Raw genomic sequence first — 13,186 nt, 5'->3', positions numbered from 1 at the left:
CACCCTTGACCACCCTAACTGTCGGGCATCACGCGCCATTGACTGTCCGGTCTTTGGCGGCGCCGGCTCCCACCTTGCCACAACGCAGTCAGTTTCCTTTGCGCAATGGGCGCCTCGCAGAGGGGCCTGAAACCCTGACCGGCAACCTGCTGGTTGGCTCGTCGGTGCTGCCCTTGCTGAACCTGCAAAACCAGGAACTGCTGACCGCCACCGTGGTGACCTCGAGCTTCGGCGAAGAAAACGGCCTGGCCGTGAGCACCTCTTCGGTCAAGCGCTCCATCGGTCTGGACGCTTCCAGCTTCGTGCTGGCTGACAGCTTCAAGTCCTTCCTGGTCTCGGCCGAGCTCGATCCCAGCGATTACGGTTATATCGCCGATATGATCAAGTCGATCAAAATCGGCACCGTGGTCCCGACCCCGGCCGTGCCCGAGCCCTCGACCTACGCCCTGCTGGGCGCCGGCCTGCTGGCCATGGGCACCATGGCTCGCCGTCGCCGCGAAGCCGTCAACGACTGAGACCCTGCTCGGCACGGTCCCGAAAAAGCCCCTCCGGGGGCTTTTTTCATGGGCGTGCGCCAGCCCGCAGCGCGAAGTCGATGGTGCGCGCAGCCCCACCAAAGCGCCAACAAAAAAGGCTCCACGAGGGAGCCTTTTTCAGTTGCCGCCATCAGCGGCAGCGAAGATCAGAAGCGGTAGCCAATGCCGATGCCGAACAGCACCGGGTTGACCTTCAGGGTGCCGGCGTCTTCACCGAAGGCCTTGACCTTGGCGTGGATGTGCACCTTCTTGACGTCCACGTTCAGGTAGACCTGCTCGGTCAGCTTGTAGTCGAAGCCAGCGCCATAGGCCATGCCAAAGCTCTTGCTTTCAACCGAAGGTTGCAGGGCCGCGCGGACCGCCGGATCAAAGTCAACGTCGGAGAACAGCGTCAGGTTCACGCCCACGCCCACATAGGGACGGAAGTTCGACGTCGGCAGGAAGTGGTACTGGACCGACAGCGTGGGGGGCAGGTGCTTGAGCGAGCCGATCTTGGTGTCACCGGCCTTGATGTCGTGCTTCTGGGGCACGGTCAGCACCAGCTCTGCAGCGATGTTCGGGGTGAAGAAGTAGGTGATGTCCAGCTCAGGGATCACCTTGCTGTTGACGTTGAGGTCCAGGCCGGTGGAGTCCTTGTTCGCCGGATCCAGGTTCACGGCGCGGGCGCGCACCAGCCAGGGGCCTTCAGCGGCTTGCGATGCCACGGGGGCAGCGAGCGATGCGGCAGCGACAGCGGCCAGGGCGAGGCGGGTCAGAGCGGAGGTGTTTTTCATGGTGTGATCCTTCTTGCAGGTTGCCTTGGCGACGCGTCCTGCGATTCGCCATGGGTCCATTGCATCAGGGTCACCCCGGGTGAAATTTGATTCAGCGCAAGTCGGCAGCCTCACCCTCCCGGGTGCATGCCTGGCCGTGGTCTGAACTTGACCAGGATCAGATGGCGCGCACGCTGCGGCTCGTGCGCGCAACAAAACGGGGTCAGGGGGCTTGCCAGGAGCCCGTTCAGGCTGTCAGGCCCAGGCGCTCGCACAGCGCCTTGACCGTGGTGGCCTGGTTCATCGTGTAGAAGTGCAGGCCGGGCACGCCACCGGCACGAAGCTGGTCGCACAGGTCGGTGACCACGTCCAGGCCAAAGGCCTGGATGGAGGCCTTGTCGTCGCCAAAGCCTTCCAGGCGGGTGCGGATCCAGCGCGGCACCTCGGCGCCACAGGCGTCCGAGAAGCGAATGAGCTGGCTGGCGTTGGTGATCGGCATGATGCCCGGCACCACGGGGATCTTGGCGCCGGCTTTCTCGGCGTCTTCAACGAAGCGGAAGTAGGCGTCGGTGTTGAAGAAGTACTGCGTGATGGCCACGTCGGCACCCGCCATCACCTTGGTGACGTAGGCCTTGAGGTCGGTCTGCGGGTTGCGGGCCTGCGGGTGCATCTCGGGGTAGGCGCCCACCTCGATGTGGAAGTGATCGCCGGTTGCTTCGCGGATGAAGGCCACCAGCTCGCTGGCGTACTTGAACTCGCCGAAGCCGCCGTAGCCGCTGGGCAGGTCACCGCGCAGGGCCACGATGCGCTTGATGCCGTCGGCCTTGAACTGGGCGAGCTGCTCGCGCACGCTGGCCTTGCTCGCGCCGATGCACGAGAAGTGCGGCGCCGCATCGAAGCCTTCGGCCAGGATGGCGCGCACCGTCTGGATGGTGCCGTCTTGGGTGGAGCCGCCCGCGCCGTAGGTGACCGAGCAGTACTCGGGCTTCAAAGGGTAGAGCTGCTGGCGCACGGCGGCGAGCTTGTCCACGCCTTCGGGCGTCTTGGGCGGGAAGAACTCGAAGCTGATGGGCAGGGAGGTCATGGGGTCACGCGAGGGATCTGGCTGATTCAGGCTTGGGGCGTCTCGGTGGGAGACTGCGCCCAGATGAAGAACTCGAGGTTGCCGTCGCCACCGGCGATCGGGCTGGCAAAGCCTTTGTGCACCTTCCAGCCCAGGTCGGTGCAGGCGCGGCGCACCATGTCGCGGGCGCGGGCGTGCTGGGCCGGGTCCTTGACCACGCCGCCCTTGCCGACGTGCTCCTTGCCGACCTCGAACTGCGGCTTGATGAGCATGACGACCTGTCCGCCCGGCTTGAGCCAGGGCCCCAGGTGCGGCACGATTTTGGAGAGGGCGATGAAGGACAGGTCGGCGACGATGAGGTCGAAGCCATCGGCCGGGGCGTGCTCGCGCAGCGGGCTGTCATCGAGCTCGCGGGCGTTGACGTTCTCCAGGCAGACCACGCGGGCGTCGGCCTTGAGCTTGTCGTGGAGCTGGCCATGGCCCACTTCCACGCCGACCACGCTGGCCGCGCCTTGCGTGAGCAGCACGTCGGTGAAGCCGCCTGTGCACTGGCCCACGTCCAGGCAGTGCATGCCCGTCACGTCCAGGCCGATGTGCGCCAGGGCGCCTTCGAGCTTGAGCCCCGCGCGGGAAACCCAGCGCAGCTCGTCGTCGTTGGTGACGCGCAGCTGAGCGTCTTCAGGCAGGTCTTCACCGGCCTTGCGCAGCTTGGTCCAGCCCTTGGGGCCGAGCCATTGCGCGGCACCCGCTTCCACCAGTCGGTGGGCGGCAGAACGGGTTGGCGCGTGGCCCCCGGCGACGAGCAGTTGGTCGGCTCTTGGCATTCAATTCCTTTTGCGCGCGGCCTGTTTGCGCCGCGCGGTTTGATCCAGCAACCACCCTGGATCCGGCTTGGCCGGGCCGCTGGTGGTTGCCCCCTTGAGGGGGCTGAGTGTGGACTTGGACAGTCCTTGCGGACTGTCCGAGCCTCACGAAGGGTCCGCCCGTCCTCGGGTGGACGCGGGCTGCAAGCCGCCGAAGGCCGCAGGGGGTGGTCAGTACCTGTAGGTATCGGGCTTGTAAGGGCCCTGCTTGGACACGCCGATGTAGGCGGCCTGCTCGTCGCTCAGCTCGGTGAGCTGGGCGTTGAGGGTCACCAGTTGCAGGCGGGCCACCTTTTCGTCGAGGTGCTTGGGCAGCACATAGACCTTGCCGTTTTCGTACGCGTCAGGACGCGTGAACAGCTCGATCTGGGCGATGGTCTGGTTGGCGAAGCTCGACGACATCACGTAGCTGGGGTGGCCGGTGCCGCAACCCAGGTTCACCAGGCGGCCCTTGGCCAGCATGATGATGCGCTTGCCCGGCTTGCCATCCACGCTCGGGAAGATCACATGGTCGACCTGTGGCTTGATCTCTTCCCACTTGCACTTGGCTTCGGCCTCGGCCACGTCGATCTCGTTGTCGAAGTGACCGATGTTGCAGACGATGGCGTTTTCCTTCATCGCCTCCATGTGCTTGTAGGTGATGACGCTCTTGTTGCCGGTGGCGGTCACGAAGATGTCGGCCTTGTCGGCGGCGTAGTCCATGGTGACGACGCGGTAGCCTTCCATGGCGGCCTGCAGGGCGTTGATGGGGTCGATCTCGGTGACCCACACCTGGGCGCTCAGGGCGCGCAAGGCCTGGGCCGAGCCCTTGCCCACGTCACCGTAGCCAGCCACCACGGCGATCTTGCCGGCCACCATCACGTCGGTGGCGCGCTTGATGCCGTCGACCAGCGATTCGCGGCAGCCGTAGAGGTTGTCGAACTTGCTCTTGGTGACCGAGTCGTTGACGTTGATGGCGCGGAACAGCAGCGTGCCCTTGGCGCTCATTTCGTTGAGGCGGTGCACGCCGGTGGTGGTCTCTTCGGTCACGCCGATGATTTCGGCGCCCTTGCGGCTGTACCAGGTGCCGTCAACGGCCAGCTTGGCCTTGATGGCGGCAAACAGGATGCGCTCTTCTTCGCTGCCGGGGTTGGCCAGCACGGACGGGTCGGTCTCGGCCTTCTTGCCCAGGTGCATCAGCAGCGTGGCGTCACCACCGTCGTCCAGGATCATGTTGGGGCCTTCGCCCTTGCTGCCCTTGGCGCCGAATTCGAAGATGCGGTGGGTGTAGTCCCAGTAGTCTTCCAGCGACTCGCCCTTGTAGGCGAAGACGGGCGTGCCGTTGGCCACCAGGGCGGCGGCGGCGTGGTCCTGCGTCGAGAAGATGTTGCACGAGGCCCAGCGCACTTCGGCGCCCAGGGCTTGCAGGGTCTCGACCAGCACGCCGGTCTGGATGGTCATGTGCAGCGAGCCGGTGATGCGCGCGCCCTTGAGGGGCTGGCTGGCGGCGTATTCGCGGCGGATGGCCATCAGCGCGGGCATCTCGTGCTCGGCGATGGTGAGTTCCTTGCGGCCCCAGTCGGCCAGGGACATGTCGGCGACGACGCAGTCGACGCCCTTGTGGGAGGTTTCGAGGTTCTTCAACACAGCGTTCATGACTCAGCTCCGAAAGAGTTCTGAAAGCCGCCGTGCGCTGCCGGGAGGGGGAACAACTTCAGCGCCGACGAAACGTGGGAACGTGAAGCAGGAATGACTCACCCAGCGGGACACATGCGGGTGAGCGCCGTTGCAAATGGAGAGGCTTTCGAGCCTGGGGCCTGCGGGTCGCGCCGTGTTGGACAGCGGGACGGGGCCTTGCAACGCTCCTCGAAAGTGGCGCGATTATAGGCGCAAGGCCTCAGGCTTGTCCTGCGAGAACCACACGGTTTCGACCGGCTTGTTTGCCTTCATAGAGCGCGCGGTCGGCGCGCATGAGGGCCTGCTCGATGCTTTCGCCAGGTCTCAGCTCGGCCAGACCCAGGGTGATGCTCAAGCCGAGTTGGCGACGGCCGTCGACTTCGGCCAGCGCCAGCACGGCCCTGCGCAGTCGGTCGGCCACCTGCTGCGCCTCGTCCAGCTCGGTGCCGGGCAGCAGCACCAGGAACTCCTCGCCACCCCAGCGCGCCACGTGGTCGACCTCGCGCACCCCGTCGCGCAGCACCTGGGCAATCGCACGCAGCGCGCCGTCGCCCACGGCATGGCCGTGCTGGTCGTTGATGCGCTTGAAGTGATCGATGTCACCCAGCAGGAGGCTCAAGGGGCGCCCTCCGCGTTCGACGACCGCGGCCTCGTGCTGGGCCACCTCCATCATGAAGCGGCGGTTGCGCAACTGGGTCAGGGGGTCGGTGCAGGCCAGCTCGTGCAGGCTCTGCTCGGCACGCGAGACCAGGCGTTGGTAGACCGTGGCCAACACCCCGAGCATGAGCAACACCGTGGCCAGGTTGATGTAGTGCAGCCCATCGATCAAAGGTGCGGGCACGGCCACGGCTGGCGTGGCCTCGCGGTAGGCCATGTCCAGGCCGATGTACAGCAGCGCCACGGCACAAGCCAAGATAAATCTGAGTGAATAGCGATAGTAAGCACTCACAATCACCACAGGGATGACCAACAGCAGGTAGTGGTGAAAGCCCGCCGCCCAGCCGATGATCGCCGTGGCCACCACCCCGTGCAGGAGCACCTCCAGCACGATCAACAAGGTCGCCAGCGTGAGCCGACCGCGCCTGATCAGGATGGCCGTCAGCACATAAACCAGGACGCTGGCGACGTTGGCCAGGGCCAGCGCCGGCACCTGCACCCGCAGGAACAAGCCGATGAAGCCCAGGTGAGCCAGCCCGGCGATGACGCTGACGACCAGCATCAGGCGCGCGAACACGCTCGCGCCCGAGTCCAGGCGACCCGGGTCACCCGGCTTGCGCTCCATGCGGTCCATCGCGCCCATTTTCTCTTTGAAGATTCGCTGCATCAGATGTCGACCCGGGCTCACCGAACTTGAGCCAGCGTGAGCCGCCCGGCGCAAAAAGCGGCCCAGCGATTCACGGCCGGTTCACGGGAGAACCCTAGATTCAAGGGCTTCAGCACGCCTTTACTGGAGTTTCCATGAAGTCCTTCGCCCTGTCCGCCATCACCCTCGCCCTGACCGTGGGTGCCGCCCAGCTCGCCCACGCCGAGGTCATCACCCAATGGTCGTTCAACTCCATCACGCCCGATGGCGCCACCGGCACCGGCAGCGCCCTGCCCTCCGTCGGCGCCGGCAGCCTGAGCCTGATCGGTGGCGTCACCACCCCCAGCTTCAACAGTGGCGTCGGCTCGTCCGACCCGGCCGCCAGCGACAACTCCGGCCTGCAGACCACGACCTACGGCAGCCAAGGCGCCGGCAACAACAGCCGTGGCATCGAAGTCAAGGCCAGCTCGGTCGGCTTCGAAGACGTGGTCTTCAGCTACGACCTGCGCCACAGCAACACCAGCTCGCGCTACGAGCTGGCCCAGTACTCGCTGGACGGTGTGAACTTCATCGACTACGCCGTGTTCGACAGCGGCCTGGGCGACACCTGGTTCAACGCCCGCACCATCGACCTGTCCAACGTGGCCGGCGCCGATGACAACGCCAACCTGGCCTTCCGCGTGGTGGCCACCTTCGCACCGGGCACCTCGGGCTACCTGGCCTCCGATGCCAGCAAGACCTTCGCCGGTTCGGGCACCTGGCGCTTCGACATGGTCAGCGTGTCCGGCACGGCCCTGCCTGTGCCCGAGCCCACCAGCGCCGCCGCCGCCCTGGCAGGCCTGGCCGCCATCGGCTTCCTGGCCCGCCGCCGCCGCGCCGCTTGAGCGCATCCAGTACCAACAACAGCCCTGGCGTCCCCAGGGCTGGCTGGTTCGGGCGCCGCCGGGGCGAGGTCTGCCCCCGCCAACGCCTCGCCTCTTGGCGTGCACGGGCCCCTCACCAACTGGCGCGCGGCCCCCTCATCGGCTAGCATCGCGGGTTTTCCTCGGCCCGGAGCCTTTGCCGTGTCCACCTCGCCTTTTGCCCCCGAAACCGGGCGCCGCCGCACCTTCGCGATCATTTCCCACCCGGACGCCGGTAAAACGACGCTGACGGAAAAGCTGCTGCTGTTCTCGGGTGCCATCCACATCGCCGGAGCCGTCAAGGGCCGCAAGGCCTCGCGCCACGCCACCTCCGACTGGATGGAGATCGAAAAGCAGCGCGGCATCTCGGTGGCCTCGTCGGTCATGCAGATGCTCTACCGCGAGCACGTGGTCAACCTGCTCGACACCCCCGGCCACAAGGACTTCTCTGAAGACACCTACCGCGTGCTGACCGCGGTGGACTCGGCCCTGATGGTGATCGACGCGGCCAACGGCGTGGAAGCGCAGACCAAGCGCCTGATCGAGGTCTGCCGCCAGCGCGACACGCCCATCATCACCTTCGTCAACAAGATGGACCGCGAAGGCCGCGACCCGCTCGAGCTGCTCGATGAAGTCGAGCAAGAGCTGGGCATGCCCTGCGTGCCCATGACCTGGCCGGTGGGCCAGGGCAAGCTGTTCGGCGGCATCGTCAACCTGCGCTCGAAGTCGATGCGCCTGTTCGACGCCGGCGCCGACAAGCGCGGTGAAGACGACGAGGTCGTCTCGCTGGACGAGCGCGACAAGCTGGCCGAGCGCTTCGGCCACGAGTGGGAGCTGGCCGAGCAGAACATGGAATTGATGGCCGAGGCCGCGCCCGCGTTCGACCTGGAGCTGTTCCTGGCCGCCAAGCAGACGCCCGTGTTCTTCGGCTCGGCCGTCAACAACTTCGGTGTGCAGGAGGTGCTCGACGCCCTGGTGGACCTGGCGCCCTCGCCCCGGCCCCGCTTCAGCACCGAAAAGGACGGCAGCAAGAAAAAGATCCTGCCCGAGATGGAGAACTTCTCCGGCGTGGTCTTCAAGGTGCAGGCCAACATGGACCCGTCGCACCGCGACCGCATCGCCTTCGTGCGCGTGTGCTCTGGCAAGTACACGCCGGGCATGAAACTCAAGGTGCAGCGCAACGGCAAGGAGCTGCGCCCGACCTCGGTGGTGACCTTCCTGTCGCAGCGCCGCGAGGCCGTTGACGAGGCCTTCGCCGGCGACATCATCGGCTTCACCACCCACGGTGGCGTGCAGCTGGGCGACACCATCACCGACGGCATCAACCTGCAGTACACCGGCCTGCCCTTCTTCGCGCCCGAGCTGTTCCAGACGGTGGAGTTGGCCAACCCGATGAAATCGAAGCAGTTGCAGGCTGGTTTGCTGCAATTGGGCGAAGAAGGTGCCATCCAGGTCTTCCGCCCCGAAGTCGGCGGCTCGATGCTGCTGGGCGCCGTCGGCCAGCTGCAGTTCGAAGTCGTGCAGCACCGCCTCAAAGCCGAGTACAGCGTGGACATCCGCCTGATGCCCTGCCGCTTCACCGGCGCACGCTGGATCACGGCCGACACGCCCGAGGCGCTCAAAAAGTTCACCGACGAGAACGCCTCCAAGCTGGCGCTCGATGCGGCCGACACGCTGGCCTACATGATGACTTCGGCGTATGACCTGCGCCTGACGTCCGAGCGGCATCCGCTGGTTCACTTCCACCCGTTGCGCGAGCACGCGGGCCTGAGCCTGTCCAGCCAGTGAACCGGCTGGCGAGCGGCACGCGGTGCGCCTGCCTCGCTGGGGCCCGGGCTCACCGGGCTCAGGGCTTCATCGCGTGCCGGTAAGCGTAAGCATCACCCCGGAAAGTGCCTTCCACGTACTCGACCAGCTGCCCCGTGCTGGCGTAGGTGTGCCGCTTGAGCAGCAAGCAAGGTCCTGGCCGCTCGAAGCCGAAGACGCGGGTCTCCTCGGCGTCGCTCATCACCGCCTCCACACTCTGGTCGGCGCGCTCGAGCTCGATGCCGCTGGCGGCCTTGAGCAGGCCATAAGCCGAGCCCTGCCCGTCCCAATCGGCCAGCTCGGGCGCGGCCGTGAGGTCGTACCACGCCACTTCGCGTGACATCGGACAAGCGTCGGCCAGGCGCACCCGCGTGATCTGCAGGAACTGCGCGGTCGAGGGGCGCTTGAACACCGAAGCCATGGTGCGATCGAGCACGATGCGGCGCGACAGCACCTGCGTGCTCGGCACCATGCCCAGCTCCTCCATCTCCCTGGAAAAGCCCTTCAGGCGCGCCAGCTCCGGCGCCACCCTGGGCGTGTGGCGCACCACCGTGCCGCCCCGCCCGTGCGTGCTCAGGTTCTGCGCCTCGCGCAGGTGGTCGTAGGCGCGCTTGACCGTGGTCCGGCTGACGCCCAACTCGGCCGCCAGCACGCGCTCGGCCGGCAGGTGCTGGCCTTCGGCGAGCACCCCCGTGCTCATCAGCTGCGTGAGCGCATCGACCAGCTGCAGGTAAACCGGCTGCGCACGACCAGCATCCAGCTGCACCAGGCCAGACCAGCCGCCAGGCGGCACCGAGGATGGCAAGACAGGGCTCATGGCAGATCACAAGGCATGCATTGATTCTAGGGGTGGCCCCTTGCATCGACATGTTCGATAGTTTGGTATCTTTTTGGACTCCATAATGGCATCATGAAATCAAACCAATCAGGGAGGCCCATGGCCGTCTGCCCCACCACCCAAACCAGCCCCGTCGCACCGTTGCGCCCGGCCCTGGGCCTGATCCTGGCTGCGGCACTCGCCGCCCCGGGCCTGAGCCTGGCCGCGCCCTTCCTGCCCAACCCGGCCTACCTGAACGCGAGCACCTACACCGACGGGATCCGCCACGCCACCAACCCGGTCGAGGCCCCGGTCGATTCGAAGCAAACCAGCATCGAAGGCGCCAACCTGGTCAGCCAACCCGTGCTCAGGCAAAGCTCGGACACCTTGCTGAGCAACGGCGCGCGCGCCCACGCCCAGATCGAGGCTTCCATGGGCGTGCTCAAGGGGAAACTGAGCACCCACTATGAAAAGGCCTTCGACGCCGACAGCGGCTTCGTGGACGCCATCTTCTCGACCTCCTTCGAGGACTTCATCGAGGTCACCGCGCCCGGGCTGGCCGCAGGCACACCCATCACCTACACCTTCTCGCTGACCATCGACGGCACCAGCGGTGTGACCCCGCTGCCTGCCGCCCCCGGGGCACTGAGCGTGGGCTTTGCGGCGTCCATGGGGCCGGCGTGGCTCTCACCGGTTCCCCGCGTGCGCACGATCGACTGGCAGATGTCGCAGGGCGACGGCGTGTTCAGCCAGACCTTCGAAGCCGTGGTGGGTGAGCTGGTGCGCGTGCGCGGCACGCTGTTCGCCGGATCGCAAGCGGGCGTTCGCAACGGCACCAGCGACGCCTGGGCCGACTACATGAGCACCGCCCGCTTCAACCTGACGCCGAACGTGGCAGGCGCCAACACCGTGAGCGTGAGTGGCCACGACTACGCCGTCAGCGTGGTGCCCGAGCCGACCACCGCCATCCTGTTCGTGATGGGCATGCTCTACGCGCTGGCCGCCTGGCGTGGGCGGCTGCCGCACCTGGACTGAAGCCACCTAGACTGGGGCACCTGTTCTGCGCCCCGACATGTCAGACCCTTCGCCCCGGCCCGTCTTCGTCATCGGCAGCTTCGTGATGGCCTGCTGCTGGTTCACGCCTCGCCTGCCCGCGCGCGGCGAGCACGTGCACGCCGACGGCTTCCTGATGGAGCCTGGCGGCAAGGGGCTGAACGTGGCGGTGGGCCTGCGGCGCCTGGGTGCGCCCGTGCACCTGCTGCTCGGCGTGGGCGATGACATGGCCGCCCAGGCCCTGCTTGGCCGGCTGCGCCAGGAAGGCCTGAGCGACGCCCACGTGCACCGCTTTGCCGGCCCCAGCGGCCACGGCGTCGGCCTGATCGACCAGGCTGGCGACAACATCATCGCCGTGCACCCTGGCGCCAACCACCTGCTCGGGCGCGAGCACGCGCGGGCAGCCGCCAGTGACATCGCGGCATCGGCCGTGGCCTACGCTCAGTTCGAGGCGCCCGACGAGGTCATCGCCGAGGCCTTCCGGCTGGCACGGCAAGCCGGCGCCAAGACGGTGCTCAACCCCTCGCCCTGGCGCCCGATCGCCAGCGAGGTGCTGCAGCAGGTCGACACGCTGCTGCTCAATGAGCACGAGGCACGAGCGCTTTGGGGCGCGCAGGCGGATGCAAGCGGGCCAACGAGTGCTCGGGACTCGGGAGAGGGCCCGAGCCCCGACGAATTCGAGTCGGTGCGGGCCTGGCGCCAGGCGCACACCGGCGTTCAGCTCCTGATCACGCTGGGTGAGGCGGGTTGCTGGCTCTGGCCGGCCGGCGCCGACGTGGACGCACCGCGGCATCACCCCGCACGCCTCGTGCAGGCGGTGGACACCACGGGCTGCGGCGACGCCTTCGCAGCGGCCTGGTGCCAGGCGCTGGCAGCGGGGCTGGATGCCTCACCAGCGCTGCACCTGGCCATGTCGGCTGGCGCCTGGGTGGCGTCTCGGCAAGGGGTGCTTGGCGCCTTGCCAACAGGCGACGAGCTGAAGGCGTGGATGGCGGCGGCAGGCCCTTGAACGAACGAGCGGGCGGTTGGGCAGGTGGCTCAGGCCGCGCCCTGCGGCAGCCAGAAATCGTCGAGGTTCTTGAAGCCCCAGGTGGACGGGGCCTCACGCGAGACGATCTCGTCGCTCACGCGGCCCAGGTCCAGCACCTCGGGCACCAGGGGCTCGTTGGCCCGGGTCGAATAAAACACCTTGACCACCGGCTTGAGCAAAGAGCTGCTGCCCTGCTCCACGACGATGGCCAGCCGCCCTGACTTGAGCTTGACCAGCGAGCCCACCGGGTAGATGCCCACGCTCTTGACGAAGGCCTGGAAGACCTTCTCGTCGAAGTGCCCCTCCTTGGCCCATTGCGCCATCTTGGTGATGGATTCAGCCGGGTCCCAGCCCGCCTTGTACGGCCGGTTGGAGGTGATGGCGTCGTAGACGTCGCAGACCGCCCCCATCTTGGCGAACAGGCTGATCTCGTCGCCCTGCAGCCCATGCGGGTAGCCCTTGCCGTTGACCTTCTCGTGGTGATGCAGGCAGACATCGAGCGGCACAGGGCCCACGCCCTTGCCTTCCAGCAGCATGCGGTGTCCCGCTTCGGGGTGGGACTTCATGATCGCGAACTCTTCGGACGTGAGCGCGCCAGGCTTGTTGAGCACCTCCAGCGGCATCAACGCCTTGCCCAGGTCGTGCACCAGGCCGGCGAGCCCGGCTTCGCGGCAATCGGCCTCGCCCAGCCCGAGCTGCTTGCCCAGGGCCACCATCAGGGCACACACGGCCACCGAATGCATGAAGGTGTAATCGTCGCTGGTCTTCAAGCGCGCCAGGCTGACGATGGCGGCCGGGTTGCGCTCGACCGAGTCGGCGATGTCGGAGACCAGCGGCAGGCAGTGCTCGGTGTCGATCGCCTTGCCCAGGCGGACGTCGCGAAACAGGTTCTTCATCGCCGGGCGGGCCTGGGCGACGATCTTCGATGCGCGCCGGACCTCGTCCTGGAAACCTGCGGCGGGCTGCCCTGCGGTCGGCTTCGCGCCCTGCTCTGGCCCCCCCTCGGCAGGGGCCACCGGTGGCGGGGCCCCGCGCTCAGGGGGCGCCTCGGCGACTGGCTCGGCGGGCTGCGCCTCCTCGATGTCCAGGCCCTTGGCCGTGTCGATCACGACGTAGGCCACGGCCTCGCGCAACTGGGCCAGCTGCTTGTCCTCCACCACTTTGAACGCCCCCCGCCAGAACGGGTGCGACAGCCAGGAGCCCGGCACTTCGTGCACGAACATGCCAAGTCTGAGCTGGGCAGGGGAGATTTTCCTGAGCATGGTGATCGGCGTGGAGGACAGACCGTTTGGAGGACCCATTCTGGCCGGCATGGTCCGGATCGATCGCGGGAAAAATCGGCGCTCCAGACAGGAATTCCCGATTCGGTGCAGGAGAGTCGCCCATCCGCCCGTGCGTGGGACCC

11 protein-coding genes, 1 pseudogene and 1 riboswitch are annotated in these 13,186 nt (G+C 66.9%); of the genes and pseudogenes, 5 read left to right on the top strand and 7 right to left on the bottom strand.

The window, feature by feature from the left end; genetic code table 11:
* Positions 1–407: 407 nt before the first annotated feature.
* Positions 408–515, top strand: a pseudogene (locus tag ABG80_RS24105) (PEP-CTERM sorting domain-containing protein); the annotation flags it as partial.
* A gap of 167 nt (positions 516–682) precedes the next feature.
* Here ABG80_RS24105 and ABG80_RS18340 read toward each other — a convergent pair.
* The 5 genes from ABG80_RS18340 to ABG80_RS18320 all read right to left on the bottom strand — a co-directional run bounded on the left by ABG80_RS18340 (position 683) and on the right by ABG80_RS18320 (position 6,194).
* Positions 683–1,309 carry an OmpW/AlkL family protein gene (locus ABG80_RS18340; protein WP_058089037.1) on the bottom strand — a complete coding sequence of 209 codons (627 nt, stop codon included), beginning with the start codon at positions 1,307–1,309 and terminating at the stop codon, positions 683–685.
* Positions 1,310–1,535: 226 nt separating this feature from the next.
* Entirely contained in the window at positions 1,536–2,372 is an 837-nt protein-coding gene (gene metF / locus ABG80_RS18335; protein ID WP_058089034.1) for a methylenetetrahydrofolate reductase [NAD(P)H], read from the bottom strand.
* A 26-nt stretch (positions 2,373–2,398) separates the two neighbouring features.
* Positions 2,399–3,175, bottom strand: a complete 777-nt coding sequence (locus tag ABG80_RS18330; protein ID WP_058089033.1) for a TlyA family RNA methyltransferase — start codon at positions 3,173–3,175, stop codon at positions 2,399–2,401.
* A gap of 210 nt (positions 3,176–3,385) precedes the next feature.
* On the bottom strand, positions 3,386–4,849 hold the full coding sequence (ahcY, locus tag ABG80_RS18325) for an adenosylhomocysteinase (protein ID WP_058089032.1): 1,464 nt from the start codon (positions 4,847–4,849) through the stop codon (positions 3,386–3,388).
* Between the two features lie 115 nt (positions 4,850–4,964).
* A riboswitch (S-adenosyl-L-homocysteine riboswitch) is annotated at positions 4,965–5,067 on the bottom strand.
* Between the two features lie 23 nt (positions 5,068–5,090).
* On the bottom strand, positions 5,091–6,194 hold the full coding sequence (locus ABG80_RS18320; protein WP_083506260.1) for a GGDEF domain-containing protein: 1,104 nt from the start codon (positions 6,192–6,194) through the stop codon (positions 5,091–5,093).
* Positions 6,195–6,328: 134 nt separating this feature from the next.
* Here ABG80_RS18320 and ABG80_RS18315 point away from each other — a divergent pair, with 134 nt between their 5' ends.
* Positions 6,329–7,057, top strand: coding sequence for a PEP-CTERM sorting domain-containing protein (locus tag ABG80_RS18315; protein WP_058089030.1), 729 nt, complete (start codon positions 6,329–6,331; stop codon positions 7,055–7,057).
* Between the two features lie 180 nt (positions 7,058–7,237).
* Positions 7,238–8,863: a peptide chain release factor 3 gene (locus ABG80_RS18310; RefSeq protein WP_058089029.1), complete on the top strand. Its 1,626-nt coding sequence runs from the start codon at positions 7,238–7,240 to the stop codon at positions 8,861–8,863.
* Positions 8,864–8,921: 58 nt separating this feature from the next.
* Here ABG80_RS18310 and ABG80_RS18305 read toward each other — a convergent pair whose 3' ends face one another.
* Positions 8,922–9,698 (bottom strand): GntR family transcriptional regulator, encoded by a 777-nt coding sequence (locus ABG80_RS18305; RefSeq protein ID WP_083506259.1) that lies wholly within the window; start codon positions 9,696–9,698, stop codon positions 8,922–8,924.
* A 120-nt stretch (positions 9,699–9,818) separates the two neighbouring features.
* Here ABG80_RS18305 and ABG80_RS18300 point away from each other — a divergent pair, with 120 nt between their 5' ends.
* Together ABG80_RS18300 and ABG80_RS18295 are read left to right on the top strand one after the other, a co-directional pair.
* Positions 9,819–10,733 (top strand): hypothetical protein, encoded by a 915-nt coding sequence (locus tag ABG80_RS18300; RefSeq protein WP_058089028.1) that lies wholly within the window; start codon positions 9,819–9,821, stop codon positions 10,731–10,733.
* A 37-nt stretch (positions 10,734–10,770) separates the two neighbouring features.
* Positions 10,771–11,760 (top strand): ribokinase, encoded by a 990-nt coding sequence (locus ABG80_RS18295; protein WP_083506258.1) that lies wholly within the window; start codon positions 10,771–10,773, stop codon positions 11,758–11,760.
* A 29-nt stretch (positions 11,761–11,789) separates the two neighbouring features.
* Here the strand turns inward: ABG80_RS18295 and ABG80_RS18290 are convergent, their stop codons facing one another.
* A complete protein-coding gene (locus ABG80_RS18290; RefSeq protein ID WP_058089027.1) occupies positions 11,790–13,043 on the bottom strand; it encodes an HD-GYP domain-containing protein in 1,254 nt (417 codons plus the stop codon).
* Positions 13,044–13,186: the final 143 nt, after the last annotated feature.

The sequence above is a fragment of the Aquabacterium parvum genome, assembly GCF_001447195.1.
GTDB classification, from domain to species: Bacteria; Pseudomonadota; Gammaproteobacteria; order Burkholderiales; family Burkholderiaceae_C; genus Aquabacterium; species Aquabacterium parvum.
Note: the sequence above shows the minus strand (reverse complement) of the source record. Positions and strands in the feature narration are given on the sequence as shown.

Bases quoted from the DNA above. Each gene is read 5' to 3' on its own strand.
- metF (WP_058089034.1), bottom strand. From the start codon at position 2,372: ATGACCTCCCTGCCCATCAGCTTCGAGTTCTTCCCGCCCAAGACGCCC.
- ABG80_RS18315 (WP_058089030.1), top strand. From the start codon at position 6,329: ATGAAGTCCTTCGCCCTGTCCGCCATCACCCTCGCCCTGACCGTGGGT.
- ABG80_RS18305 (WP_083506259.1), bottom strand. From the start codon at position 9,698: ATGAGCCCTGTCTTGCCATCCTCGGTGCCGCCTGGCGGCTGGTCTGGC.
- ABG80_RS18330 (WP_058089033.1), bottom strand. From the start codon at position 3,175: ATGCCAAGAGCCGACCAACTGCTCGTCGCCGGGGGCCACGCGCCAACC.
- ABG80_RS18340 (WP_058089037.1), bottom strand. From the start codon at position 1,309: ATGAAAAACACCTCCGCTCTGACCCGCCTCGCCCTGGCCGCTGTCGCT.
- ABG80_RS18290 (WP_058089027.1), bottom strand. From the start codon at position 13,043: ATGCTCAGGAAAATCTCCCCTGCCCAGCTCAGACTTGGCATGTTCGTG.
- ABG80_RS18300 (WP_058089028.1), top strand. From the start codon at position 9,819: ATGGCCGTCTGCCCCACCACCCAAACCAGCCCCGTCGCACCGTTGCGC.
- ahcY (WP_058089032.1), bottom strand. From the start codon at position 4,849: ATGAACGCTGTGTTGAAGAACCTCGAAACCTCCCACAAGGGCGTCGAC.
- ABG80_RS18295 (WP_083506258.1), top strand. From the start codon at position 10,771: ATGTCAGACCCTTCGCCCCGGCCCGTCTTCGTCATCGGCAGCTTCGTG.
- ABG80_RS18320 (WP_083506260.1), bottom strand. From the start codon at position 6,194: ATGCAGCGAATCTTCAAAGAGAAAATGGGCGCGATGGACCGCATGGAG.